Origin of the sequence: Acinetobacter sp. LMB-5 (assembly GCF_001541635.1) — a bacterium.
Classification (GTDB): Bacteria; Pseudomonadota; Gammaproteobacteria; order Pseudomonadales; family Moraxellaceae; genus Acinetobacter; species Acinetobacter pittii.
In genome coordinates this window covers 104,336-128,198 of record NZ_LRDR01000005.1, presented here as the reverse complement: position 1 = coordinate 128,198, position 23,863 = coordinate 104,336, and the positions used below count along the sequence as shown (strand labels likewise).

The 23,863-nt window shown below is 41.5% G+C and carries 18 protein-coding genes; 5 read left to right on the top strand and 13 right to left on the bottom strand.

What is annotated here, in order from left to right; genetic code table 11:
* Positions 1–100 precede the first annotated feature (100 nt).
* Positions 101–1,732: an inorganic phosphate transporter gene (locus tag AW165_RS07675; RefSeq protein ID WP_005070664.1), complete on the bottom strand. Its 1,632-nt coding sequence runs from the start codon at positions 1,730–1,732 to the stop codon at positions 101–103.
* 464 nt (positions 1,733–2,196) lie between these two features.
* On the opposite strand from AW165_RS07675, the gene metH reads away from it, so the two are divergent.
* A complete protein-coding gene (metH, locus tag AW165_RS07670) occupies positions 2,197–5,883 on the top strand; it encodes a methionine synthase (protein ID WP_060465411.1) in 3,687 nt (1,228 codons plus the stop codon).
* A gap of 79 nt (positions 5,884–5,962) precedes the next feature.
* On the opposite strand, the gene AW165_RS07665 is transcribed toward metH, so the two are convergent.
* The 4 genes from AW165_RS07665 to AW165_RS07650 form a co-directional block, all read right to left on the bottom strand.
* Positions 5,963–6,967 (bottom strand): transketolase family protein, encoded by a 1,005-nt coding sequence (locus AW165_RS07665; RefSeq protein WP_060465410.1) that lies wholly within the window; start codon positions 6,965–6,967, stop codon positions 5,963–5,965.
* A gap of 10 nt (positions 6,968–6,977) precedes the next feature.
* On the bottom strand, positions 6,978–7,823 hold the full coding sequence (locus tag AW165_RS07660; RefSeq protein ID WP_080631221.1) for a transketolase: 846 nt from the start codon (positions 7,821–7,823) through the stop codon (positions 6,978–6,980).
* 19 nt (positions 7,824–7,842) lie between these two features.
* Positions 7,843–9,144, bottom strand: a complete 1,302-nt coding sequence (locus AW165_RS07655; protein ID WP_057068489.1) for an MFS transporter — start codon at positions 9,142–9,144, stop codon at positions 7,843–7,845.
* Between the two features lie 78 nt (positions 9,145–9,222).
* Entirely contained in the window at positions 9,223–9,972 is a 750-nt protein-coding gene (locus tag AW165_RS07650) for an SDR family NAD(P)-dependent oxidoreductase (RefSeq protein ID WP_000926501.1), read from the bottom strand.
* Positions 9,973–10,156: 184 nt separating this feature from the next.
* On the opposite strand from AW165_RS07650, the gene AW165_RS07645 reads away from it, so the two are divergent.
* Positions 10,157–11,032 carry a LysR substrate-binding domain-containing protein gene (locus tag AW165_RS07645; protein WP_081410583.1) on the top strand — a complete coding sequence of 292 codons (876 nt, stop codon included), beginning with the start codon at positions 10,157–10,159 and terminating at the stop codon, positions 11,030–11,032.
* Between the two features lie 11 nt (positions 11,033–11,043).
* On the opposite strand, the gene AW165_RS07640 is transcribed toward AW165_RS07645, so the two are convergent.
* Positions 11,044–11,490, bottom strand: a complete 447-nt coding sequence (locus AW165_RS07640) for a hypothetical protein (protein WP_060465408.1) — start codon at positions 11,488–11,490, stop codon at positions 11,044–11,046.
* A 192-nt stretch (positions 11,491–11,682) separates the two neighbouring features.
* Between AW165_RS07640 and AW165_RS07635 the strand changes: the two genes are divergently transcribed.
* Entirely contained in the window at positions 11,683–12,828 is a 1,146-nt protein-coding gene (locus AW165_RS07635; protein ID WP_060465407.1) for an aldose epimerase family protein, read from the top strand.
* Between the two features lie 66 nt (positions 12,829–12,894).
* On the opposite strand, the gene AW165_RS07630 is transcribed toward AW165_RS07635, so the two are convergent.
* The gene (locus AW165_RS07630) at positions 12,895–14,115 is read right to left on the bottom strand and encodes an MFS transporter (protein WP_060465406.1); all 1,221 of its coding nucleotides are present in this window, start codon (positions 14,113–14,115) and stop codon (positions 12,895–12,897) included.
* Between the two features lie 106 nt (positions 14,116–14,221).
* Here AW165_RS07630 and AW165_RS07625 point away from each other — a divergent pair, with 106 nt between their 5' ends.
* Positions 14,222–15,010 carry an AraC family transcriptional regulator gene (locus AW165_RS07625; protein ID WP_060465405.1) on the top strand — a complete coding sequence of 263 codons (789 nt, stop codon included), beginning with the start codon at positions 14,222–14,224 and terminating at the stop codon, positions 15,008–15,010.
* Here the strand turns inward: AW165_RS07625 and AW165_RS07620 are convergent.
* Together AW165_RS07620 and def are read right to left on the bottom strand one after the other, a co-directional pair.
* Positions 14,977–16,299 carry a glutaminase gene (locus AW165_RS07620; RefSeq protein WP_002060167.1) on the bottom strand — a complete coding sequence of 441 codons (1,323 nt, stop codon included), beginning with the start codon at positions 16,297–16,299 and terminating at the stop codon, positions 14,977–14,979. The genes AW165_RS07625 and AW165_RS07620 overlap by 34 nt on opposite strands.
* Before the next feature lie 178 nt (positions 16,300–16,477).
* Entirely contained in the window at positions 16,478–16,960 is a 483-nt protein-coding gene (gene def / locus AW165_RS07615; protein ID WP_057074091.1) for a peptide deformylase, read from the bottom strand.
* 234 nt (positions 16,961–17,194) lie between these two features.
* Between def and AW165_RS07610 the strand changes: the two genes are divergently transcribed.
* Positions 17,195–18,493 carry an MFS transporter gene (locus AW165_RS07610; protein WP_060465404.1) on the top strand — a complete coding sequence of 433 codons (1,299 nt, stop codon included), beginning with the start codon at positions 17,195–17,197 and terminating at the stop codon, positions 18,491–18,493.
* A gap of 61 nt (positions 18,494–18,554) precedes the next feature.
* Here the strand turns inward: AW165_RS07610 and AW165_RS07605 are convergent, their stop codons facing one another.
* The 4 genes from AW165_RS07605 to AW165_RS07590 all read right to left on the bottom strand — a co-directional run bounded on the left by AW165_RS07605 (position 18,555) and on the right by AW165_RS07590 (position 23,856).
* Positions 18,555–19,751: a hypothetical protein gene (locus AW165_RS07605; protein ID WP_060465403.1), complete on the bottom strand. Its 1,197-nt coding sequence runs from the start codon at positions 19,749–19,751 to the stop codon at positions 18,555–18,557.
* Positions 19,752–19,905: 154 nt separating this feature from the next.
* Positions 19,906–21,546, bottom strand: a complete 1,641-nt coding sequence (locus AW165_RS07600) for a thiamine pyrophosphate-binding protein (protein ID WP_060465402.1) — start codon at positions 21,544–21,546, stop codon at positions 19,906–19,908.
* Between the two features lie 38 nt (positions 21,547–21,584).
* Positions 21,585–23,051: an aldehyde dehydrogenase gene (locus tag AW165_RS07595; protein WP_060465401.1), complete on the bottom strand. Its 1,467-nt coding sequence runs from the start codon at positions 23,049–23,051 to the stop codon at positions 21,585–21,587.
* A gap of 13 nt (positions 23,052–23,064) precedes the next feature.
* Entirely contained in the window at positions 23,065–23,856 is a 792-nt protein-coding gene (locus AW165_RS07590) for an aspartate dehydrogenase (RefSeq protein WP_060465400.1), read from the bottom strand.
* Positions 23,857–23,863: the final 7 nt, after the last annotated feature.

Sequence of the window (23,863 nt, the reverse complement as noted above, 5' to 3'; positions counted from 1 at the left end):
TTAATTTATAGATGAATGTATATGAAAAATAGTCTCAACTTTAAAAACTAAACAAATAAAAAAGCCACTGTGAACAGTGGCTTTAATTTTTTAAATGCTTTTATACAAACTGTAAGAATAACCAGTACAAACCACCTGACAAGCAGATTGTTGCAGGAAGAGTAAATACCCATGCAGAGAGAATTGTCTTCACAGTATTAAAGTTTAAACCTGATTTATTCGCGACCATCGTACCCGCAACAGCACTGTTTAAAACGTGTGTTGTTGAAACTGGCATACCTAAACCATCAGCAGCTGCAATTGTACTCATTGCAACAAGCTCAGCAGACATCCCTTGACCATAAGTCATGTGATGCTTACCAATACGCTCACCTACAGTCACAACGATACGTTTCCAACCCACCATTGTGCCTAGACCAAGTGCTAAAGCAACAGCCACTTTTACCCAAGTCGGAATGTATTGTAAGAATGAATCTAAGCTACTACGGTATTCTTTCACAAGCTTTTTCTGTGAGTCATCCATTTTTGGTAAAGCATCTGCTTTATCCAAACGCTTAAATGTCGTGGTGCTTAAATACATGTCATTACGAATTTCGCTAATTGCAGCTTCAGGAATATCTTTTAAGTTGCTATAGCTAGAAACTCGCTCACCCAAGTGATCAGTCATACTTGCCAATGCAGGCACGACTTCTGGAGTTTGCTGTTTAGTTTGAATATATTTAGTCAGAATAACACGTGCTTTTTCATCGGTTAATTCTGGCTGATTTTGATTCAAAAATACGGCAGTTTGAGAAGAAAGCTGATGGAATGATTGAACTTGCTGAGTATCAAGATTTTTATTTAATGAATAAGCCAACGGCACCAGACCAACCAAAATCAGCATGATGAGTCCCATACCCTTTTGACCGTCATTCGAACCATGTGCAAAACTCACACCTGTACAGGTAAAGATCAAGATTGCACGAATGATTGCTGGTGGTGGTTTATTCCCTTCAGGTGGCTGGAATAATTCTAATTGGCGTTTAAAAATAGTTTTAACCAACAAGAATACAATCGCTGCAAAAGCGAAACCAATTAAAGGTGAAAATAATAATGCCTTACCGACTTTAATCACCTGATCCATATCAACACCACTGGTCGTTACGCCAGTCGATGCACTCAATAGATGGTTCATAATGCCCACACCCAAGATTGAACCAATCAAGGTATGAGAGCTAGAAGCAGGAATACCCAAGAACCAAGTACCTAAGTTCCAGAGAATTGCAGCAATAAGCAATGCAAAAACCATTGCGAAACCTGCACCACTACCCATATTCATGATCAATTCAACAGGCAACAATGCAATAATGCCGTAAGCGACTGCGCCGCTTGCAACCATTACCCCAAGGAAATTACAAAAACCAGCCCACATGACTGCAACTGGTGCTGGTAAAGCATTGGTGTAAATCACTGTTGCCACTGCATTTGCAGTATCGTGGAAGCCATTTACAAACTCAAAGCCTAAAGCAATCAAGAGTGCAGTTGATAAAAGAATAACTGAATAAAGACTCAAAGGTGGTACATGTGCTAAATCAGCACTCACCTGAAATCCAATATAAATAAGTGTTGCAACAATAATCGTCAGAAACACCGGCATAAAAAATTTAGGTGTCGGGACATGTACATTCGTCGATTTGACTTGCAGGTTTGCCGCAAGTTTTGAATCCGAAACAGGGGGTAGATTAGAATTCATGCAGACGGTAAGAGGATAAAAAAATCCTCTGTATTCTTAAATTAAATTATGACAATTATATGACAAAGCGGCGCCTGATGAAGTCAATTTTTCACATTTTGACCTCATTTGATGCACCTTTCCTCTATGATTTTTATTTTTTTATTTAAATACAATAATTTACATAAGTCCCCACCCATCTATTTTATGACTATTTTTGAAGCAAAAATATCTAAAAAATTACCTAAACGTCTACTTTTTAAACACAACAACTGTCATCAAACCGAATATTGGAGATGAAATATTTCAATATCATGATCATTTTATGAATATTTGATGAAAAAACAGTCTTCATTTGTCATAAAAGCCGATTTTTAATGAATCTATTACAGTGAATGATGGGTCGTTATAGGTCATCAATTGCGCAACTATTCTGTTACAATAGCGCCGCATTTTTAAATTCATATAAAAGATCGGGGTTTTCTATGTCTACGCTTGCCACCCTAAAAGCGCTTCTTGCTAAACGCATTCTGATTATTGATGGTGCTATGGGAACTATGATCCAGCGCCATAAATTAGAAGAAGCCGACTACCGTGGTGAGCGTTTTGCCGATTGGGCACATGACTTAAAAGGTAACAATGACCTTTTGGTTCTGACCCAGCCTCAAATCATTCAAGGCATTCACGAAGCTTATCTTGATGCTGGTGCAGATATTATTGAAACCAATAGCTTTAACGGCACGCGTGTTTCTATGTCTGATTACCACATGGAAGATCTTGTTCCAGAGATTAACCGTGAAGCAGCACGTTTAGCCAAAGCAGCTTGTGAAAAGTATTCGACTCCAGATAAACCGCGTTTTGTAGCAGGTGTGCTTGGGCCAACATCGCGTACTTGTTCAATTTCACCTAATGTTAATGACCCTGCCTTTCGTAACATCACCTTTGACGAGCTAAAAGAAAACTATATTGAAGCGACTCATGCGCTGATTGAAGGCGGTGCAGATATCATTTTGATTGAAACCGTATTTGACACATTAAACTGTAAAGCTGCGATTTTTGCGGTTAAAGAAGTCTTTAAAGAAATTGGTCGTGAATTACCAATCATGATTTCAGGGACCATTACCGATGCATCGGGTCGTACCTTAACAGGTCAAACTGCCGAAGCGTTCTGGAACTCTGTACGTCATGGTGACTTACTATCGATTGGTTTTAACTGTGCGCTTGGTGCAGATGCCATACGTCCTCACGTAAAAACCATTTCTGATGTAGCAGATACGTTTGTTTCAGCGCACCCAAATGCGGGCTTACCAAATGCTTTTGGTGAATATGATGAAACGCCAGAACAAACTGCAGCATTCTTAAAAGAATTTGCAGAAAGCGGCTTAATCAATATTACTGGTGGTTGCTGTGGTACAACACCTGACCATATCCGTGCGATTGCCAATGCGGTAAAAGATATTGCGCCTCGTCAAGTTCCTGAAACTGTACCTGCATGTCGTTTGAGTGGTTTAGAACCATTTAATATTTATGATGACTCACTTTTCGTGAATGTGGGTGAACGTACTAACGTTACAGGTTCGAAAAAATTCTTACGCTTAATTCGTGAAGAAAACTTTGCTGAAGCTTTAGAAGTTGCACAGCAACAGGTGGAAGCTGGCGCACAGATTATTGACATTAACATGGATGAAGGGATGCTCGATTCGCAAAATGCGATGGTGCATTTCTTAAACCTTGTAGCTTCTGAACCAGATATTTCACGTGTGCCAATCATGATTGACTCATCAAAATGGGAAATCATTGAAGCTGGCTTAAAATGCGTACAAGGTAAACCCGTTGTTAACTCGATTTCTTTAAAAGAAGGTTATGAAGAGTTTGTAGAAAAAGCTCGCCTGTGCCGTCAATATGGTGCTGCGATTATTGTCATGGCATTTGACGAAACAGGTCAAGCCGACACCGCCGCACGTAAGCGTGAAATCTGTAAGCGCTCATATGACATTTTGGTTAACGATGTAGGCTTCCCTGCTGAAGATATTATTTTTGACCCGAACGTGTTTGCAGTAGCAACAGGGATTGAAGAACACAATAACTATGGCGTCGACTTTATTGAGGCCACAGGTTGGATTAAACAAAACTTACCTCACGCCATGATTTCTGGTGGCGTGTCGAACGTTTCGTTCTCGTTCCGTGGTAATGAGCCTGTTCGTGAAGCCATTCACTCTGTGTTCTTGTACCATGCCATCAAGCAAGGCATGACCATGGGGATTGTGAATGCTGGCCAAATGGCAATTTATGATGATATTCCAGCCGAGCTAAAAGAAGCAGTTGAAGATGTCATCTTAAACCAAAACCAAGGTGAGACTGGTCAGGCGGCGACTGAAAAATTGCTTGAAGTGGCTGAAAAATACCGTGGACAAGGCGGTGCTGCCAAAGAAGCCGAGAACCTTGAATGGCGTAATGAGTCAGTCGAAAAACGTCTTGAATATGCACTAGTTAAAGGTATTACCACTTACATTGATCAAGATACAGAAGAAGCTCGCCTCAAAGCCAAACGTCCTTTAGATGTAATCGAAGGCGCTTTGATGGACGGTATGAACGTGGTTGGTGACTTGTTCGGTTCGGGCAAAATGTTCTTACCACAGGTTGTGAAATCTGCACGTGTTATGAAGCAAGCTGTGGCTTGGCTCAACCCGTACATTGAAGCTGAAAAAACAGGTAGCCAATCTAAAGGTAAAGTCTTGATGGCCACTGTTAAAGGTGACGTACACGATATTGGTAAAAATATTGTAGGCGTGGTACTTGGCTGTAATGGTTACGACATTGTTGACCTTGGGGTGATGGTACCTTGCGAGAAAATCTTGCAAACTGCAATTGATGAAAAATGTGACATCATCGGCTTGTCAGGTCTGATTACGCCATCTTTAGATGAGATGGTATTTGTTGCGAAAGAAATGCAGCGCAAAGGCTTTAACATTCCTTTATTAATTGGTGGTGCGACTACTTCTAAAGCCCACACAGCAGTAAAAATTGATCCTCAGTACCAAAACGATGCTGTGATTTATGTGGCTGATGCTTCACGTGCGGTAGGTGTTGCAACGACTCTGCTTTCTAAAGAAATGCGTGGAAACTTTATTGCAGAGCACCGTGCGGAATATGCCAAGATTCGCGAGCGCTTAGCCAACAAACAGCCAAAAGCTGCAAAATTGACCTATGCTGAGTCAGTTGAAAACGGTTTTAAAATTGACGAAAGCTATGTACCACCAAAACCAAATCTTTTAGGAACACAAGTTCTCACTAACTACCCTCTTGCAACCCTTGTAGAGTATTTTGACTGGACACCATTCTTCATTTCATGGAGCTTGGCAGGTAAATTCCCGAAAATTTTAGAAGATGAAGTGGTCGGCGAAGCTGCAACAGATTTGTATAACCAAGCTCAAGCGATGTTGAAAGATATTATCGACAACAATCGTTTTGATGCTCGTGCCGTATTCGGTATGTTCCCTGCACAGCGCACTGACGCCGACACAGTAAGTGTATTTGATGAAGCAGGCCAAAATATTACGCATACTTTTGAGCACTTACGTCAACAATCTGACAAAGTGACAGGTAAACCGAACTTGTCTTTGGCAGATTACATTCGTAATGACCGTGAACAACAGGACTACTTAGGCGGATTCACTGTATCGATTTTTGGTGCAGAAGAACTGGCAAATGAATACAAAGCTAAAGGTGATGACTACTCTGCAATTTTAGTGCAGTCATTGGCAGACCGTTTTGCTGAAGCTTTTGCCGAACACTTACATGAACGCATTCGTAAAGAGTTCTGGGGCTATAAAGCGGATGAACAGCTTAGCAATGAAGAACTGATTAAAGAGAAATATGTCGGTATTCGCCCTGCACCGGGCTACCCTGCTTGCCCAGAGCACTCTGAAAAAGCTGTGTTGTTTGACTGGTTAGGTTCTACCGACAAAATTGGTACTAAACTAACTGAACACTTTGCCATGATGCCACCATCTTCAGTAAGTGGTTTCTATTATTCTCACCCTCAAAGTGAATACTTTAACGTAGGTAAAATATCTCAAGACCAACTTGAAGATTATGCAAAACGTAAAGGTTGGACACTGGATGAAGCGAAACGTTGGTTAGCGCCGAATTTAGATGATTCGATTGCTTAAGTTTTTAAATCATCTTGATTAAAAATAGGGCGTGAAGGAATTTCCATCACGCCCTTTTCAATTTGAAAGTTTAATCTTTCTACTTCAAATGTGACTTAATCTTCTCTTTGACTGCTTCAGTTGAAATACCATATCGGTCATGCAAAGTGGGTAATGCGCCTGCATCTAAAAATGCATCTGGCAAACCAATCATGTCAAAACGAGGATGTTGACCATTTCTTAGAAGTAGTGAGCCAACAGCTTCTCCTACCCCACCAATGACTGAATGATTTTCGGCAGTTAAAACAGGGCGGCCACCTTTTGTGACTTCATCTAAAATAGTTTGTTCATCTAGAGGCTTAATGGTCGGTACATGTAGCACTGAAACCTCAATGCCCTCTTTTTCAAGCTCTTCGGCTGCCTCAAGCGCACGCATGGTCAATAAACCAGTCGAAATAATGAGTAAGTCTTTACCGGGTTTAATCACCTGTGCCTTACCCAATTTAAACTGGTAGTTGTATTTATCGAGCACTAATGGAACCTGACCACGCAATAAACGCATATATACCGGACCATTATGCGCGGCAATCTCAGGAATCGCCTGTTCGATTTCCAAGGCATCACATGGATCGATAATCATCAAGTTCGGCATAGCACGGAAAATTGCAATATCATCCGTTGCCTGATGACTTGGGCCGTAGCCTGTGGTTAATCCCGGAAGAGCTGCTACAATTTTGACATTCAGGTTATCTTCTGCAATTGCCATACAAATAAAGTCATAGGCACGGCGTGATGCAAACACAGCATAGGTCGTCGCAAAAGGAACAAATCCTTCACGAGCAAGTCCTGCTGCTGCGCTCATCAAAAGTTGTTCTGCCATGCCCATTTGGAAAAACTTGTCGGGGTTTTCTTTGGCAAAAATATGTAGGTCTGTATATTTTGATAAATCTGCTGACAAACCTACGATATCGTCACGCTCTTTTGCCAAGGCATTCAGTGCATGTCCAAATGGTGCGGGTTTGGTCGGTTGGCCCTCGGCAGCAATAGAAGCAATCATTGCCGAAGTGGTTAGTTTTTTCTTAGGGGGATTAGCTAACTGGTTCATGGTGTATTCCTTACTGTCCGTAGTGGGTCAAAATATTTAAAGCATCATCCCATTCATGTTCATCAACACGAATAAAGTGTGTTTTTTCGCGGCTTTCCAAGAACGACACGCCTTTACCCATTTTAGTGTCACAAATAATGACGCGTGGGCATGTACCTTTATGGTTTCGCGCTTGATCGAATGCTTCAAGCAGAGCTTCCATGTTGTTGCCATCTACACGTTGGGTGTACCAACCAAATGACTGCCAACGATCAACAATTGGCTCAAACGCTAAAATTTCGCTGGAGTGCCCATCTGCCTGCTGATTATTCACATCAATAATCGCAATTAAGTTATCTAGTTTCCAATGAGAAGCAGACATTACGGCTTCCCACGTTGAACCTTCATTTAGCTCCCCATCGGACAGTAAGTTATAGACAAAAGCATCTGATTTTTTCTGTTTCAGTCCTAGACATGCACCAACTGCAATTCCAAGACCATGACCCAATGAGCCACCTGTAATTTCCATACCGGGTGTATAGGAAGCCATGCCCGACATTGGTAACCGACTGTCATCGGCTCCGTAGGTTTCAAGCTCTTCAAGCGGAATAATTTTTGCTTCAATTAAGGCTGCATAGAGTGCAATTGCATAGTGCCCAATAGAAAGATAAAAACGGTCACGGCCTTCCCATTCAGGGTTTTCTGGCTGATATTTCATGGCATGGAAATAAGATACTGCCAGTAGATCAGCTGCCCCCAAAGCTTGTCCAACATAGCCTTGGCCTTGTACTTGCCCCATACGTAAAGCATGTTGGCGAATGTGGTAGGCACGTTGTTGCAACTCGGCAATTTGGCCTGCTTTATCAACATTTAACATTGTCATTTACTATTCCTTATTAACGATTGACCAGTTTTGCAGGAACACGCAGAACCAAACTGGCACCGAAAATTAATACTGCTGTGATTAAGAACATGCCGATTGCATTTGAACCTGTGTTGGTAGTGACCCAACCGATTAAATAAGGTGAGCAAAATCCTGCAAGATTGGCGAAGCTATTCACTGCTGCAATACCTGCCGCTGCGGAAACACCACCCAAAAAGTTGGTCGGTAACATCCAGAATAAAGAGGATGCCGTCAGCACACCTGAGGCTGCGATGCAAAGGCAAATTAAAGAGAGTGTTAGATTTGAAGCGAATAAAGTCGCAAATGTGAGTGCTATAGCGCCTGCACACATCGGAATAATTAAGTGCCAGCGGCGCTCTTGGAAATGGTCACCACTACGCCCTGCCAAAATCATGACTACAATGGCACACATATAAGGCAGGCTTGTGAGCAAACCGATATGCCAGTTATCACTAATGCCCGAGTTACGAATGAGAGTTGGTAGCCAAAATGTAATGGCGTATTGCCCCATCACGACACAAAAGTAAATACCTGCCAATAGCCATAAGCGTTTATCTGCGATGAACTCTTTGACGCTAGCATGACCTTCTTTGTGCTGGTTATCTTGAGCAAGCTCTTGCTTCACCAAGTTCTTTTCGTCTTGGGTTAACCAGTTGGCGTCTTGAACTGAATCTTTTAAAACAGCAAGTACAAGTAGGCCAACAAGTACAGTAGGAATGGCTTCAATTACAAACATCCACTGCCATCCAAACCAGCCATGTACACCGCTCATTCGGTCCATGATTAAGCCTGAAAGTGGTCCACCAATCATTCCCGAAATTGGAATCGCGATAAACCAAAGTACGGTCATGCGTGCACGGCGGTAAGATGGAAACCAATAAGTGAGGTAGAGCAACAAACCCGGAGCTAGTCCAGCTTCAGCAACACCAAGCAAAAAACGTAAGGTGTAAAATTGCCATTCGGTTTGAACAAAAGCAAAACAACCTGACAAAATGCCCCATGTAATCATGATTCGGGCAATCCAACGTCTTGCGCCTACCTTGTGAAGTACAATGTTACTTGGTACTTCACAGAGGAAATAACCAATAAAGAAAATCCCTGCGCCTAGACCATATACAGCTTCACTAAACTGTAAATCGCTCATCATTTGGAGCTTGGCAAAACCCACGTTTACTCGATCTAAATAGGCACAAAAATAACAAAGCATTAAAAATGGCATGAGCCGAAATGCAATTTTTCGATAGGCAGATTTACGAACCGCCGTATCTACTTCAGATGAAAATACTGTATCCATCATGCGAATCCCTTTACATTTGGCCACAGTATCCTCTTGTGACCATCATTCTATTTTTAGTTTTGAAATAGTGAGCGATTAATGAATCAGCATGCCACCATTTACATCGAGTGTGACACCAGTTAAGTAAGCTGACAGATCACTTGCCAAAAATAATGCTGCATTTGCAACATCTTGCGCTTTACCTAAGCGGCCGAGAGGAATACCTGCCAAAATGTCATGACGACGGTCATCATTCATTAAACCGCCAGTAATATCAGTCTGGATTAGACCTGGAGTAAGAGAATTTACACGAATCTGGTCACCACCAAACTCACGAGCCATCGCTTTTGCCAGACCTAACACGCCTGCTTTAGCAGCACTATAGTGTGGCCCGCCAAAAATACCACCGCCGCGTTGTGCTGAAACTGAAGATAGGCACACAATGCTTCCACCACCATTTGCTTTCATAGATGGAATAACAGCTTGCGACATAATCAGTGTTCCACGCAGGCTGACATCTAAAATACGGTCATAGTCATTGCGTTGAATATCAAGTGTTTTAACTGGCTGAGTAATACCCGCATTATTAATTAAAATATCAATCTTGCCATAGTGCTGTAGCGCTTGTTCAACAGCTACTTTGACCTGTTCTTCGTTCGCAACGTTTGCAGCAAGGCCTAAATGTCCTTCACCAAGTGCCTTTGCAGCGTTTTGGCTTTGAGCAAGATCTAAATCAACAATAATGACTTTAGCACCCTGTTGTGCAAAGATTTCTGCGGTTGCTCGCCCAATTCCACGTTCTGATGCTGCACCGGTAATTAATGCCACTTTTCCTTGTAGTAACATATTCAATCCTCTTTTACGCTTTATATCCTGAGTTCTGACTTAGAATCTCTTTTTTCACAAAGCCCAGCAATCATCTCGAATTCAACAAGACATGAAAAAAATTCATGCCTATGCTATTTTCAAATAAGTTTTAGGGATAAAAACGGATCATTTTATGGATAGTAGTGAAAACAATTTCAACCAGATGCCCTCAATTAAAACCTTACAGGCTTTTGAACAAACCGCCCGTTTCGGCAATGTTGCCAAGGCAGCCGAGCATTTGAATCTCACGCCTTCAGCAGTGAGTCATCAAATTGCTAAGCTTGAAGAAATGATTGGGCAGAGTTTATTTATTCGTGGTGCGCGTGGTGTGACGCTTACCCCTTCTGGTGAGCGCTATTTTCAAGATGTCACCACCATTTTGCATAACCTCATGTTAGCGACTGAAAAAGCTGCCGATAAAAGCCCTAAAGACAGTTTATATATTCACTCATCTCCAAGTTTTGGTTTGCTTTGGTTGCTCCCTCGCCTCGAGTCATTTAAAGAAAAGTTCCCCATGATTCAGGTCAACTTGTCATGTTCTTATGAAAATTTGCACTTTACTCGCGACAAGATCGACATTGATATTCGTCATGGTTTGCCCAACTGGACAGGGGTAGAAATCAGAACGATTCGTAATGAAAAGCTTGAAGTGCTTGCGTCTCCTAAGCTGCTGGAACGTAGTCCAGTAAATAAACCTCAAGATTTATTAAAGAAAGATCTGATTTTATCGCGCTCAACCTTAGTTACTTGGCCCCAATGGTTTGCCCATCAGGGTTTAAGCATTCCTGAGTTTCCCTATACTTTGAGTTTTGACCGCTCTTATATGTCACTTGAGGCAGCCACACACGGACTAGGATTTGTTTTAGAAAGTAATTTACTCACTCAAAATTACTTAGAATCTGAAAAGTTGGTTAGAGTTTTTGCAGATGAGTTATCGATTCCTATCTCTGCTCATCATTTGGTATATCCACGAACCCATCAATTTATTCCTAAAATTGAGCTGTTTTTAAACTGGATTCATGATGAGTTGGCAGGCTGAGAAATCATTTCTTAAATGATCTGAATTTGCTCAACTCTTAAGTGATGCATCATCTCTCGAACAAATACAAAGTAGGTAAAAACATAAAGCTGATTTGGAGCCATTTGATTTGTGTAGTAGCTCAAACGCTCAATAAAATCATTAAATCCATGCTCAAGCTCAATACGGCTGATTTGCTTTTTAGCACTAAAAAATAACTGACTGAGGTGTGTCATAGCAGCATCAGACGTAACAGCTACCCCACTTATATTTAAATTTCTGAGGGGCTTTGACTCGATGATTTCTTCAATAAAATAAATCATCTTTTCGATAGCAAGCTCATCAATCACGCCATGGCCGATACTTTTTGAATTAACAAAACCTAAGCCTTGCTCAAGGTGAATGTGTTGGCTGTCTACATCAAACGAGAGACTATTTAGACCAAGTGAAAATTTTAAAACCGATTCGGGATGATTCATAAAAATAGCTTACCGTTGAATTTTGCTCATAACATTAATTTCTTTATAAGCCTAAATTGAACCAATTTTTCCAATATTTAACATTAACTACTCGATTATTATTAACACTACATATAATAAAAAACTCTTTAAAAAGATGAAAAATCAATCTTATATTCATCCAGTCCAACTATTACAATATAGAGTATAAGCATGAAAAAATTAGTAATTTTAGGTGTTACGATTTATAGCGTTGCACAACTTGCAAATGCAGCAACGATAAATGTAAAGCCATATGGCACAACTCAAGATGGTCAAAAAGTTGATCTATACACCATGAGCAATAACAAAGGAGTCTCAGTTTCTTTTATTAGCTTCGGGGGTGTAATTACACAGATTTTGACTCCCGATGCCCAAGGTAAACAAAATAATATCGTTTTGGGTTTTGATGATCTAAAAGGCTATGAAGTCACTGATACTAAGGAAGGTATTCATTTTGGCGGATTAATTGGTCGTTATGCGAACCGTATTGGCAATGCTAAATTTAACTTAGATGGAAAAACGTATAACCTTGAAAAAAATAATGGCCCGAACTCATTACATAGCGGCAATCCCGGTTTTGATAAACGTATTTGGCAAGTTAAGCCCCTCGTTTCTAAAGGTGAAACCGTTAAAGCTTCTCTTAAGTTAACCAGCCCAAATGGTGATCAAGGATTTCCCGGAAAATTAGATGTAGAAGTGATCTACAGTCTTTCAGATCAAAATGAATTCCAGATTGAATATAAAGCCAAAACTGATCAACCGACAGTCGTCAATCTCACCAACCACAGTTATTTCAACTTATCAGGCGCTGGGAATAATCCTTATGGTGTACTAGATCATGTGGTACAACTCAATGCAGACCGTATATTGGTAACCGACCAAAACTCCTTACCCACAGGTGAAATTGCTTCAGTTGCAGGTACACCTTTTGATTTTCGGACACCTAAGACGATTGCGAAAGATATTCGAGCGAATAATCAGCAATTGGCCTATGGATATGGCTATGACCAAACTTGGGTAATTAATCAAAAGTCTCAAGGGAAACTCAATCTTGCAGCTAGTGTGGTTGATCCAAAATCTAAACGGACCATGCAGGTTTTAACTACTGAACCAAGCATTCAAATGTATACAGCCAATCATTTATTAGGAAATATTGTTGGCGCAAATGGTGTGCTCTATCGACAAGCAGACGCACTAGCATTAGAAACACAGCATTTTCCAGACAGCCCGAATCAACCATCCTTCCCTTCTACACGTTTGAACCCAAATCAAACTTATAACAGTGTCACCGTATTTAAGTTTGGTGTTCAAAAATAGTCTTTTAATTAGAAATATATTTGACTAAAAAGACTCTCAGCTGAATATGGCTGAGAGTCTTTTTATTTATTTAACTTTTGTGTTGGGTAAAAATGCAGTTGCAAAACCAAGTAATGGTAACAATGAACATAAACCAAATACCCATTCAATGCCGTTAATATCAGCTAAATGTCCTAACCCTGCTGCGGCAATACCACTTACCCCAAACATAAGACCAAACATTAAACCTGCAATCATACCCACACGGCCCGGAACAGCTTCTTGTGCGTAAACCACCATCGCTGCAAAAGCTGATGACAACACTAAACCTGCAATAATTGAGAAAACCGTTGTCCAAAATAAGTTTGCATACGGCATCATTAATGCAAACGGTGCCATACCAACAAATGAAACCCAGATCACTGCTTTACGGCCAATTTTGTCACCAATTGGACCACCTGCAAATGTACCTAAAGCAACGGCTGCCAAAAAGGCAAATAAATGCAACTGAGCTGTTTGAATACTGATATGGAACTTTTGAATTAAGTAAAAGGTAAAGTAGTTACTAATGCTAGCAATGTAGGTAAATTTGGCAAACATCAACACACTAATTGTGCTCAAAGCAATAATCAGCTTACGGCCATGCAATTTAGTATGTACTTGAGTAGCACGTGCAACCACCTGACTTTTAGCATGGCTCACAGTCCAACGGCTTACACCAAATAAAACCCAAATCGCCAAAAGTGCAAATATCACCAAACCCACAACTGCATGCTGTCCAAACGGGACAATCAGTAAAGCTGCCAACAATGGACCAATGGCTGTCCCGGTGTTTCCGCCCACCTGAAAAGTCGACTGAGCTGTACCGAAGCGCCCGCCCGATGCCATTCGTGCCACACGTGAAGCTTCTGGATGAAATGTTGCAGACCCCACCCCAATCAACGCAGATGCACATAACAACACAGCAAAACTTGGTGAAAATGCTAACAAGATAATGCCGCAGAATGTGACAACCATTCCAAGTGGAAGAAGATATGGTTTTGGATGTTTATCAGTATAAAGTCCAATCCAAGGCTGTAGCAGTGAACCTGTAATCTGGTATACAAACGAGATTAGGCCAACCTCCGCAAAACTCAGCGAAAAGTTTGCCTTTAGCATTGGATAGATGGCTGGTAGCACTGCCTGAATTAAATCATTCAGTAAATGTGCGACTGCCACGGCGCCTACAATTTTAATAATCATTCCTTGAGGCTGATCATTTGCAACGGTATTGGCAATACCATCTTTCAATTGTATTGAAGACGTCATACCTGAAAAACTCCAATATTTTTAAATGAGAGGCTTATTGTAATTTGTCGCTTATAAAGTTATCTTCCAATAATCATCGTATAAGTGACAATTTTTAGGATAGTTTATGTCCGATTCTCTTATTCAGCCTGATTTGTCTGAACTTGTGATTGGGCTATCTTCTGAGCATTCTTACCGAGAAATCACGCCTACCCATACGCATACACGTGCGCAGTTTTTATATGCGTCCACTGGAAACATTCAAGTTTTTACACCGAATAATGTCTGGATTGTGCCGCCCATGTGCGCGTTATGGATTCCAGCACATGTAGAGCACAGCGTGATTTCACTGAGTCACGTTAAGTTAAATACGGCATTGGTTGAAGTAAATGCTGCTGCTCTAATGGGACAATATTGTTTTATTATTCGGGTAAGCAACCTGTTGCATGAGCTTTTGATTCGTTTAAATGAAATTGAACGAGAAGACACGCCAAATACAGCAACCTCTCAAGAACTTTCCCGTTCTTTACAAATTTTGATTTTTGAAGAAATCCATCGAGCCAATTTATTGCCTATCCAGATACCTTGGCCGAAAGACAAACGATTATTAAAAATTTGCCAAGAGTTATTACATACGCCTGACAGTTCAAAAGATTTAACAGATTGGGCTGATGATATTGGTGCGAGTTCTAGAACCCTAATGCGTATGTTCCAAAAAGAAACTGGACTGTCATATCGGGCATGGTTACAACAAATGCATATTGCACTTGCGTTAAGTAAAATCGCGAATGGTGAATCTATTGCTCAAATTTCAGAATCACTGGGGTATACAAACCCCAGCGCGTTCAGTGCAATGTTTAAGCGACATCTAGGAAAAACACCTCAGCAGTTTAGAAGTGCCGCGATGTCGCTATAAGTCTTTTTTTTTGCAGGGAGGTCATGCTTTTCGAGCAAATCATCGAAATCATGATAGACATGAAGCTCTCGATCTTTACCAGTTCTGGCATGATCTAGGCGCTGTTCAGGGTCGACTAAAACAAGAGTATGGCCATCATCAATCAGACGATCTACGCCTTCTAAAAACATACGTTTACCCACATCGTGGATAAGTGAAATCTGGGTTAAATCAATAACGATCGTGCTTTGGTCAGTTGTCTCGTCTTGTAAAATACGCAACAACATTTCAGCTTCGGTAAATTTCAATACACCCCGAAGTACATACACACTTAATGATGCATCTTTTCCTGTGCGGTAATGACTTTGTACAATGGTCTGGGCAGAAGGTGTACCTTCCATGAGATGTAATCCCATATCACGAGATAATCGTTCTAAAATATCGATACCTCGAACACTATGACCATGCTCATCTAGTCGAGGTGAAAAAGCAGCGATACTGACCTGCCCCGGTAGCACACCCAAGATACCGCCTGCTACACCACTTTTAGCAGGAATACCTACAGTTGAAAGCCAGTCACCCGCTGCATCGTACATACCACAGCTCATCATGACACTGAGAACTTGTCTAACTACAGATCGATTCAATAGGCGCTTTCCAGTTCTAGGATCGACCCCGCCATTAGCAAGTACACTGCCCATACGTACCAAGTCTTTAACTGTAACCATGATCGCACATTGACGAATGTAACCATTCACAATATCGACAGGGTCAGTTTCCAAAATCCCCACCGTACGCAACATATAACCGATCGAAAGATTACGGTAGGCTGTTTTGACTTCCGAATCATAAACAGACTCATCAAAACTTAATTCACGACCAGCAAGCTCGCTCATAAAACGGCGTAGAATTTCTGCGCTATGTAAACCATGCTTGACCTGAATCAAGGAATGTACAGTAATTGCGCCAGAGTTAATCATCGGATTTTTTGGACGACCATCTTTACCCAATGAAATTTCATTGAAGGCTTCACCAGAAGGCTCTACCCCTACTTTCGCAAGTACTGCATCAATGCCAAGCTGTTGTAAAACATAGGCATATACAAAAGGTTTAGAAATTGATTGTATGGTGAATTCAACATCATCATCACCGACCGAATAAATTTCACCATCTACCGTAGACATTGCTAAAGCTAATCGATTTGGGTTTGCATTTGCCAACTCAGGAATATAATCGGCGAGATGACCGCTGTTATCGATGTCACAGGCTTCTATAACATTTGCCAAATAATCTGGGAGAGGGGTTTGCATGGTCAGTAACCTTAAATGAGGAGATTTACAACATCGCGCAAAATTTCAGCACAACCTGCTGATAATATTAAAATTATATCTTTTGTAATGATTTAAATATCACGCTATAAGTATTGTAATTCCGATGACTTATCCTTTTCAAGCTCATTATAGGTTTTTCAAAACTTTAAACTAAAGATTAGCTTATTCTTTCTACAAACAATATCCCATTTAAATGATCGACTTCATGTTGAACGATACGAGCAGGAAAACCATGAAAAATTGTTTCCACCGTCTCGCCCTGAAGTGTTAAGTATTTCACCTTAACCATTTCGGCGCGTTCAACTTGTCCACGTTCGTCTGGCACACTTAAGCAGCCTTCTTCGCCTAAACAAACTTCGTTTGAGAACTCTAAAATCTCAGGATTCACCATGACCACTGCTTCCATTTCGGGTGCATCTGGATAGCGTGGGTTTGGTCGAGATGCCACAATAATGACACGTTTAGAGATATAAACTTGCGGTGCAGCAATCCCTACTCCATTACGTTCGAGCATTGTCGCATGCATAGCGTCAGCAAGCTGATAAAGCCAATTACTGTTTAACTCATTTGCCGAGACGGGAGCAGCAATTAGTTTTAAAATATCTTCGCCACGCTTCGCGACAGGTAAAACTACACTCATCCTTTGACTCTCTCATTAAACTGGCTATAACAAGTTTTATTGTGTCGCTGAACAAGCCAAAAGAAAAGCCATTCCTACATCTGTTTTTGTTTTATCTAAAGCGTTTTTTGTTTTAAAGCTTTTTGATCTGAGCAAGTCCAATCGACGTTGCTATATAGAACAAATTTCCTCCATTTACTTTTACTTCACTTTTCCATTAATATCCAAACTTCAATTACAACAATTAAGTAAAAAATGGATCAGGAATTAACTTTGCAGGATGCGAACTATCTTAATAAAGAAGATAAACGAACCCTCGCCCTTTCTTCATTGGGTGGAGCTTTAGAGTTTTATGATTTTGTGATTTATGTGTTTTACGCCAAAATCATTTCCGACCTCTTTTTCCCCAGCACACTTAGTCCGTTTTGGGCCATGCTTAATACTTACGGTATTTTTGCAGCAGGTTACTTTTTCAGACCTTTGGGCGGGGTTGTTATGGCCCATTTTGGTGATTTGGTTGGGCGTAAAAAACTATTTTCGCTTTCTATTTTGCTGATGGCACTGCCTACCCTATTTATCGGGATATTGCCTACCTTTGAAAATATCGGATATTTGGCACCGCTACTTTTATTACTCATGCGTGTGGTGCAAGGTATTGCAATCGGGGGGGAAATTCCAGCCGCGTGGACATTTGTGTCTGAACATGTACCTGAAAGAAAAATCGGACTGGCCAATGGTTTACTCACCGCTGGGCTGTCTTTAGGAATTTTACTAGGTGCACTGATGTCTTTATGGATTTCACTGAATTTTAGTGAAGGACAAATCCATGACTGGGCATGGCGTATTCCTTTCATTGCAGGTGGTATTTTTGGTCTCGTTGCACTTTATTTACGAACTTATTTAAAAGAAACACCTGTGTTTAAAGCCATGCAGGCCCGTAAAGAAATTTCTAAAGAAATGCCTGTAAAACAAGTCTTAAAAACGCATAAAACAGCCGTAGCGATTGGCATGTTATTTACGTGGTTTTTAACAGGTTGTGTGGTGGTGGTGATTTTAGCCATGCCAAATTTATTAACTGGTACGTTTGGTTTTGAGCGTGCTCAAACCTTTGAAATGCAAAGTGCTGCGATTGTTATGCAAATGCTTGGCTGTATTTTGGCAGGCTATTTTGCTGACCGTTTTGGCTGTGGCAAAGTCATGATGGTCGGTGCGCTTGCCGTGGCACTCACAGCAGCAGTTTTTTATAACAGTTTGGGGCACGCGGCACATTCAACCATTTTTGGTTTATATATGTTGTTGGGTCTATGCTCTGGTACTGTCGGTATGGTGTCGAGCAGTATGGTTAAAATGTTCCCCGCGCCTGTTCGCTTCTCGGGCATTTCATTTTCATATAATTTGTCATATGCAATTGTGGGTGGTATGACCCTGCCTTTAGTGCATTGGCTCAGTCAATATAGTGATATTGGTGCGATGTATTATATTTTCGCACTGACTATTTTGGCCTTTGTAACTGCCTTTATATTTTGGAATAAGTTTGAAAAAAACAGGTATTAAAAATTTTCACTTATTAAATAAAAAACCACGCCGATTGCGTGGTTTTTTAATGCTGCTTACTTTAGAAAGTAAAACCGATATTAAAATTAATACGGTATAGCCACTTATCACTATTTGGTGAAGTGGCAGAGGTATACCCTGTTGAATTGGTAGAGCCACCAATAATATTGGAGTTTTTACCCCACGTATAATCTGCCCAAACCATAAATGGTGAAGCAATAAACATCATCCCTGTGGTATTCATTTGCGAATCTGACCAATCATCACGTTTTTTATCGAGATAACTATAGTCATTATAAAACTTAATGGCTTTTAGCTTGCCCATATTGGTCACAGGCAATGTATAAGCAAGGTTTAAACTGACAATCGTACCTTCCGAAGCAATGAAATAAGCTGGCGTAAGACCATTCGCTCCCATCAAAGTCATATCACTATTTACACCATCCGGATTTTTAGCATCGTATTGATAATGAATGACAGAACTTTGTAAGTTAAAGCGCTTATAGTTGTTTTCGGTATGTAAACCGACTGCATAATATTTGCCGTCTTTATCGGTAATATCATTATGCAACTGGGCAATTGCACCTGATACACCAAACTCTTGTTTACCGAAATCAGTTTCTAACTTGCGAACAATGCGGGTATTCACCTGATTGCGTTTTTCATTTTGATAGGCTTTTTGAGATGGAAATGCATTTCCTGCCAAGTCATCATAAGTTGCACTTTCAGGGGAATAACGCAGGTTCGTCTCTAACATTTGCGGGTAATAACCGAGTTTTACATCCCAATCTTTGTTGTGATAATTCCAGTTAATCCCCGGCGCAATATTGTTGCCATAACCTAAAAAGAATGGGATGTGATAGGTCCAGCCATTTTGCGGATAAGGATAAATCGTAAAAGGTTTATAGACCAGACCTGCTTCAATGCTGTTATTGGCATCTAGGTTATAGCCGACATATGCTTTTTCAATGGACGTTTTCTGTTGGTCTTGAACCATATAACTGGCATTGATATAGGCATCATCAAATTTACCTTTGAGATCAACCCTGAAAATATCAAAATGGAGCTTACCAAAACCACGGTTTGGCCCTTCCCAATCTTCATAGCGTTGATTTAACCGAACCACCCCACCTAACTTTAATGAGTCGGTGCCATCATCACTTTTCCATTCAAGCAATGAATCTTTTGCAAATGCATTGACGCTTACCCCCAGCATAAGCGGTGCAATGAATGCCATGATCAATGAAGTCTTTTTCATCTCTACATCCTTGATTGAGTTCCAGCGTCCTGCTGGAACTTTATTTGTTTTACCTGTAAAACTTCGTTTTTATTGTTTTTTAGACAAAAAAATTTATCTAAAAAAGGATGGCTTAGCAGCTCCCATCGCATATGTACTAAACCATCCAAACTGGTTAATACAGTTTCTTTTGCGGTGGACCCGCGAAGTTTAATGGTCCAATCGAGTTCATATCGAGCTCAATTACGGTTGGCCCTTCAAAAGCAACAGCCTCTTGAATAACCGTTTTAAACTCATCTGCACTACCGACTTTCCAGCTTTTCACACCCATTGATTCACCAAGGAGCTTGTAGTCAGGTGTATGTAATTCATTGAAATACTGACGACCACCAAAGTAGTTATTTTGAATGCCACGCATTACGCCATAACCACCGTCATTCATAATCATTAAGACCATGTTGGTGTTTTCTTGCACCATGGTTGCAATTTCACCAATGCCAAGCATTAAGCCGCCATCGCCGACTAAACCAATTACCTTCTTGTCAGGGTTAGCAACCGAAGCACCAATTGCTGTTGCAAGACCTAAACCAATTGCACCCGCAAGTGAGTGGATGTTTTGGTTTGGTGCTTGTACCGGGAATAAACGGCTGCCCCATGTGCTACCCGACATAGTAATGTCACGTACAAAAATGCCGTCTTGAGGTAAAGCTGCACGCAAGTGATCACAAATTAAAGCGTACTGGTCGATTTGTTTACGCAGTGCATCAATTGCAGCTTGTTTAGCAGCTACTACAGCAGCATCGTAATCGGCATCGATTTTTGAAGTTCCTTGAAGCTGTTCTAACACACGTGTTAAGACATCTTTGGCATCGCCACAAATGAAGTTGCGGATTTTGTAATTACGTTGCTGAGCTACTGGGTTGGCATCTACCTGAATAATGTTTTCAGGAAATTCAACCGAATAAGTTTTTGTTTCATTACTACGTAAACGAGAACCCACTACCACCATCAGGTCGGCATCTTTTAATAACTGCTCAACACCCGCCGAGTTATGGAACGCACCTAAACTACTTGGATGATCATCTGCCAACACCCCACGAGCATGAGTCGATGAAACAACCGGAATACCTAAATCTGCAATTGCTTTAACTTCAGCAACACTATTTAAAGTTCCACCACCAATCCAGAAAATCGGACGTTTTGCTTTTTTGATTTCGCTTACAAGAAGATCAATTTCAGCTTGCTCTGCCTGTGGCAACTCAAGTGCTTTCACTGGCCCAAGATTAAGTGGCAAATCAATTTCTGCTGCTTGTACATCAATTGGTAACTCAACACTAACCGGTCCCATTGGAACTGTAGTTGCTACACGGATTGCTTCACGAATCACACCAACAGCATTGTCTGGGCTGGTAATACGGAACGCCGCTTTGCTCGATGCACGCAAGAATGTAAGTTGGTCTTTGGTTTCATGGATGAAGCTTGCATCACGGTCGAGATATTCACGCTCAACTTGACCCGTTAAATGCAATACAGGGCTACCCGCATTCATTGCTTCAATCAGTGAACCTACGGCATTACCTGCCCCAGCACCTGTACTGGTCAACGCTACACCTAGGCCTTTAAAGCGTGAGTGTGCATCTGCCATGGTGACTGCACCCGCTTCACCACGGGCTGCGACAAAGCGCATTTTTTCACGGCGCCCTACCGCATCGGCAATAGGTAAATTGTGGATGGAAATAACACCATAAATACTATCAACTTGGTGCGCTTCTAAAACTCTTGCGATTGCTTCGCCTACATTTACACGTTCAGTCATGTCTGTTCCTCAAAATTTATTTTCAGTCCTTGAATTTATTAATCGCACCAAGGGTTAGGCTGTTCATTCAGCCCCATATAAATACTCTTTTGTTGCATGTACGATAAAATGCCCAAACGGCCTTTTTCGCGTCCGATTCCACTGTCTTTAAAGCCACCAAACGGCGCACTAATCGAGAACTTTTTGTAGGTATTAATCCATACCGTTCCCACTTCTAATGCACGTGCAATGCGCCAAGCTTTGCGATAGCTTTCAGTCCAGATGCCTGCGGCAAGACCAAAACAACTGTCATTGGCTTGGGCTATTAAATCTTGCTCGTTGTCATATTTCATAACGACTAAAACAGGGCCAAAAATTTCTTCCTGACAGGTTTGAGCACTGTTATTTAAGCCCGTAATAATGGTCGGTAAGTAATAGCTTCCTTTGGCATAGTCACCAGTGGTAAGTGCCTCACCACCAATCAGAACTTGACCACCTTCGCTTTTAGCAAGCTGCACATAGCGGTCGACGGACTGTAAATGTTTGTCATTGACCAGTGGACCTAAATGCACACCCGCCTGTTCTGGATGCCCCACACGTAAACCTTTGGTAATTTCAACCAAACGCGTTAAAAACTGATCGTAAAGACTACTATGAATAAACAAGCGAGAACCTGCGATACACGCTTGGCCTGCCGAGCTAAAAATACCGTACGCCACACCTTTAGCCGCCAGCTCGACATCTGCATCCGGCAAAACGATGGTTGGTGACTTACCACCTAACTCAAGCGAAGTGGTAATCAGTTTATCTGCGGCAATGTGTGCCAAATGACGACCCGTGGTTGTTCCACCTGTAAAAGAAATTTTACGAACCAATGGGTGCTGAGCAATTGCGTCACCAATGATAGAACCACGCCCCACTAACACACTGAGTAAGCCTTTTGGTAAACCGGCTTCTTCAAAAATTTTGGCAAGCTCTAAAGCAATGAGTGAAGTTGCTTCTGCTGGTTTTAACACCACGGCATTTCCTGCTGCCAAAGCTGGAGCAAGCTTTTGAACTTCACTCGCAATTGGAGAGTTCCAAGGTGTGATTGCTGCCACAACACCCACAGGTTCATGCACGCTCACGGTCATAAAGCCTGGAGCACGTTGAGTGGTGAGCTCATCGTTCAGCGTTTCACAAGCTGCTGCAACATAGCGTGCAGTTGCTGCCGCACTCATCACCAAGCCACGGGTTTCGGTTAAAGGCTTACCATTATCGCGTGTTTGTAGTTTCGATAATTCATCTACACGCGCTTCAATAATGTCTGCAACCTTGTACAGAATACGTGCACGCTCATGCGGCAAGCTGTTTCTCCAGCTCGGCTGACGCCAAGCCTGATCTGCTTTTTCAATTGCTTCATTTACATCATCAAGCGTTGCCGTTGAAAGCTCTGCATTAACCGACTGATCTGCCGGAAACAGGCTTTGAATGACTGCACCACGGCCTAATCGCCATTCACCTGCAATATAAATTTCCTTTGCCATGATCAAATCCTTCTTAAATCTGTATTGCTTCTACACTGTTGCGACAAGCACGAATCACGCTAAGCGCAGCCAAAGTTGATGTTTTTGGGTTACTTGGCAGCGGCACACCCACCAGTTCAATGGTCATTTGTCCAAAGCCACCTTCTGCCACAATGGTGTGTTTGTTTTTGTTGATGGTTGGATCAACAGTTAACTCAACCATGGTTTCATCCATTCCAAGCCCTGCAAGTGCAATAGTTGCTGCAACATTGGCATTGGCTGGAAATTTGGTCGCAGCTTCACGGGCAGTTCCAGTAAAAAAGACCGTAGGTTCTGAAACATGGTCTAAATCGACCAATTGCTCTGCATAACTACCCTTCCAGCTTTTTGGACTTTTGCAGCCTTTGTAAGTGACCTTTTGCAAGCCACCTTCTTTAGCAGCAGAAATACCGTCAATGCCTGCGATAGCCCCTGCAAGTAAATGCAGATGGGCATCATTTTTTTCGGCAGTTTGTTTAAGCTGAATTAAAAATTCGCTATCAGCCAAAGTACCCACCGAAATCAGACCAATGGTCCAGCCTTTCGCTAAAACTTTTTGAGCATGTTCTTTCACTGCTGCTTGACCTGCCACTTCAATGACATAGTCTGGCGTACCATCACACTCCTCAATATCTGAAATCACCTGAATGTCAGAGGAGACTTGTGACTGCACTTTTTCAATACTGCGAGATGGCACGACAATCCATTTGAGTTGCAGATCTTGGGGTAAATGGGCATACACTTCTGCTGCCATTGCGCCAAAACCAATCATCATCAACTTTTTCATGACAGCA

Excerpts from the sequence above, each read along its gene's own strand:
- AW165_RS07675 (WP_005070664.1), bottom strand. The coding sequence starts at position 1,732 with ATGAATTCTAATCTACCCCCTGTTTCGGATTCAAAACTTGCGGCAAAC.
- metH (WP_060465411.1), top strand. The coding sequence starts at position 2,197 with ATGTCTACGCTTGCCACCCTAAAAGCGCTTCTTGCTAAACGCATTCTG.
- AW165_RS07665 (WP_060465410.1), bottom strand. The coding sequence starts at position 6,967 with ATGAACCAGTTAGCTAATCCCCCTAAGAAAAAACTAACCACTTCGGCA.
- AW165_RS07660 (WP_080631221.1), bottom strand. The coding sequence starts at position 7,823 with ATGTTAAATGTTGATAAAGCAGGCCAAATTGCCGAGTTGCAACAACGT.
- AW165_RS07655 (WP_057068489.1), bottom strand. The coding sequence starts at position 9,144 with ATGGATACAGTATTTTCATCTGAAGTAGATACGGCGGTTCGTAAATCT.
- AW165_RS07650 (WP_000926501.1), bottom strand. The coding sequence starts at position 9,972 with ATGTTACTACAAGGAAAAGTGGCATTAATTACCGGTGCAGCATCAGAA.
- AW165_RS07645 (WP_081410583.1), top strand. The coding sequence starts at position 10,157 with ATGCCCTCAATTAAAACCTTACAGGCTTTTGAACAAACCGCCCGTTTC.
- AW165_RS07640 (WP_060465408.1), bottom strand. The coding sequence starts at position 11,490 with ATGAATCATCCCGAATCGGTTTTAAAATTTTCACTTGGTCTAAATAGT.
- AW165_RS07635 (WP_060465407.1), top strand. The coding sequence starts at position 11,683 with ATGAAAAAATTAGTAATTTTAGGTGTTACGATTTATAGCGTTGCACAA.
- AW165_RS07630 (WP_060465406.1), bottom strand. The coding sequence starts at position 14,115 with ATGACGTCTTCAATACAATTGAAAGATGGTATTGCCAATACCGTTGCA.
- AW165_RS07625 (WP_060465405.1), top strand. The coding sequence starts at position 14,222 with ATGTCCGATTCTCTTATTCAGCCTGATTTGTCTGAACTTGTGATTGGG.
- AW165_RS07620 (WP_002060167.1), bottom strand. The coding sequence starts at position 16,299 with ATGCAAACCCCTCTCCCAGATTATTTGGCAAATGTTATAGAAGCCTGT.
- def (WP_057074091.1), bottom strand. The coding sequence starts at position 16,960 with ATGAGTGTAGTTTTACCTGTCGCGAAGCGTGGCGAAGATATTTTAAAA.
- AW165_RS07610 (WP_060465404.1), top strand. The coding sequence starts at position 17,195 with ATGGATCAGGAATTAACTTTGCAGGATGCGAACTATCTTAATAAAGAA.
- AW165_RS07605 (WP_060465403.1), bottom strand. The coding sequence starts at position 19,751 with ATGAAAAAGACTTCATTGATCATGGCATTCATTGCACCGCTTATGCTG.
- AW165_RS07600 (WP_060465402.1), bottom strand. The coding sequence starts at position 21,546 with ATGACTGAACGTGTAAATGTAGGCGAAGCAATCGCAAGAGTTTTAGAA.
- AW165_RS07595 (WP_060465401.1), bottom strand. The coding sequence starts at position 23,051 with ATGGCAAAGGAAATTTATATTGCAGGTGAATGGCGATTAGGCCGTGGT.
- AW165_RS07590 (WP_060465400.1), bottom strand. The coding sequence starts at position 23,856 with ATGAAAAAGTTGATGATGATTGGTTTTGGCGCAATGGCAGCAGAAGTG.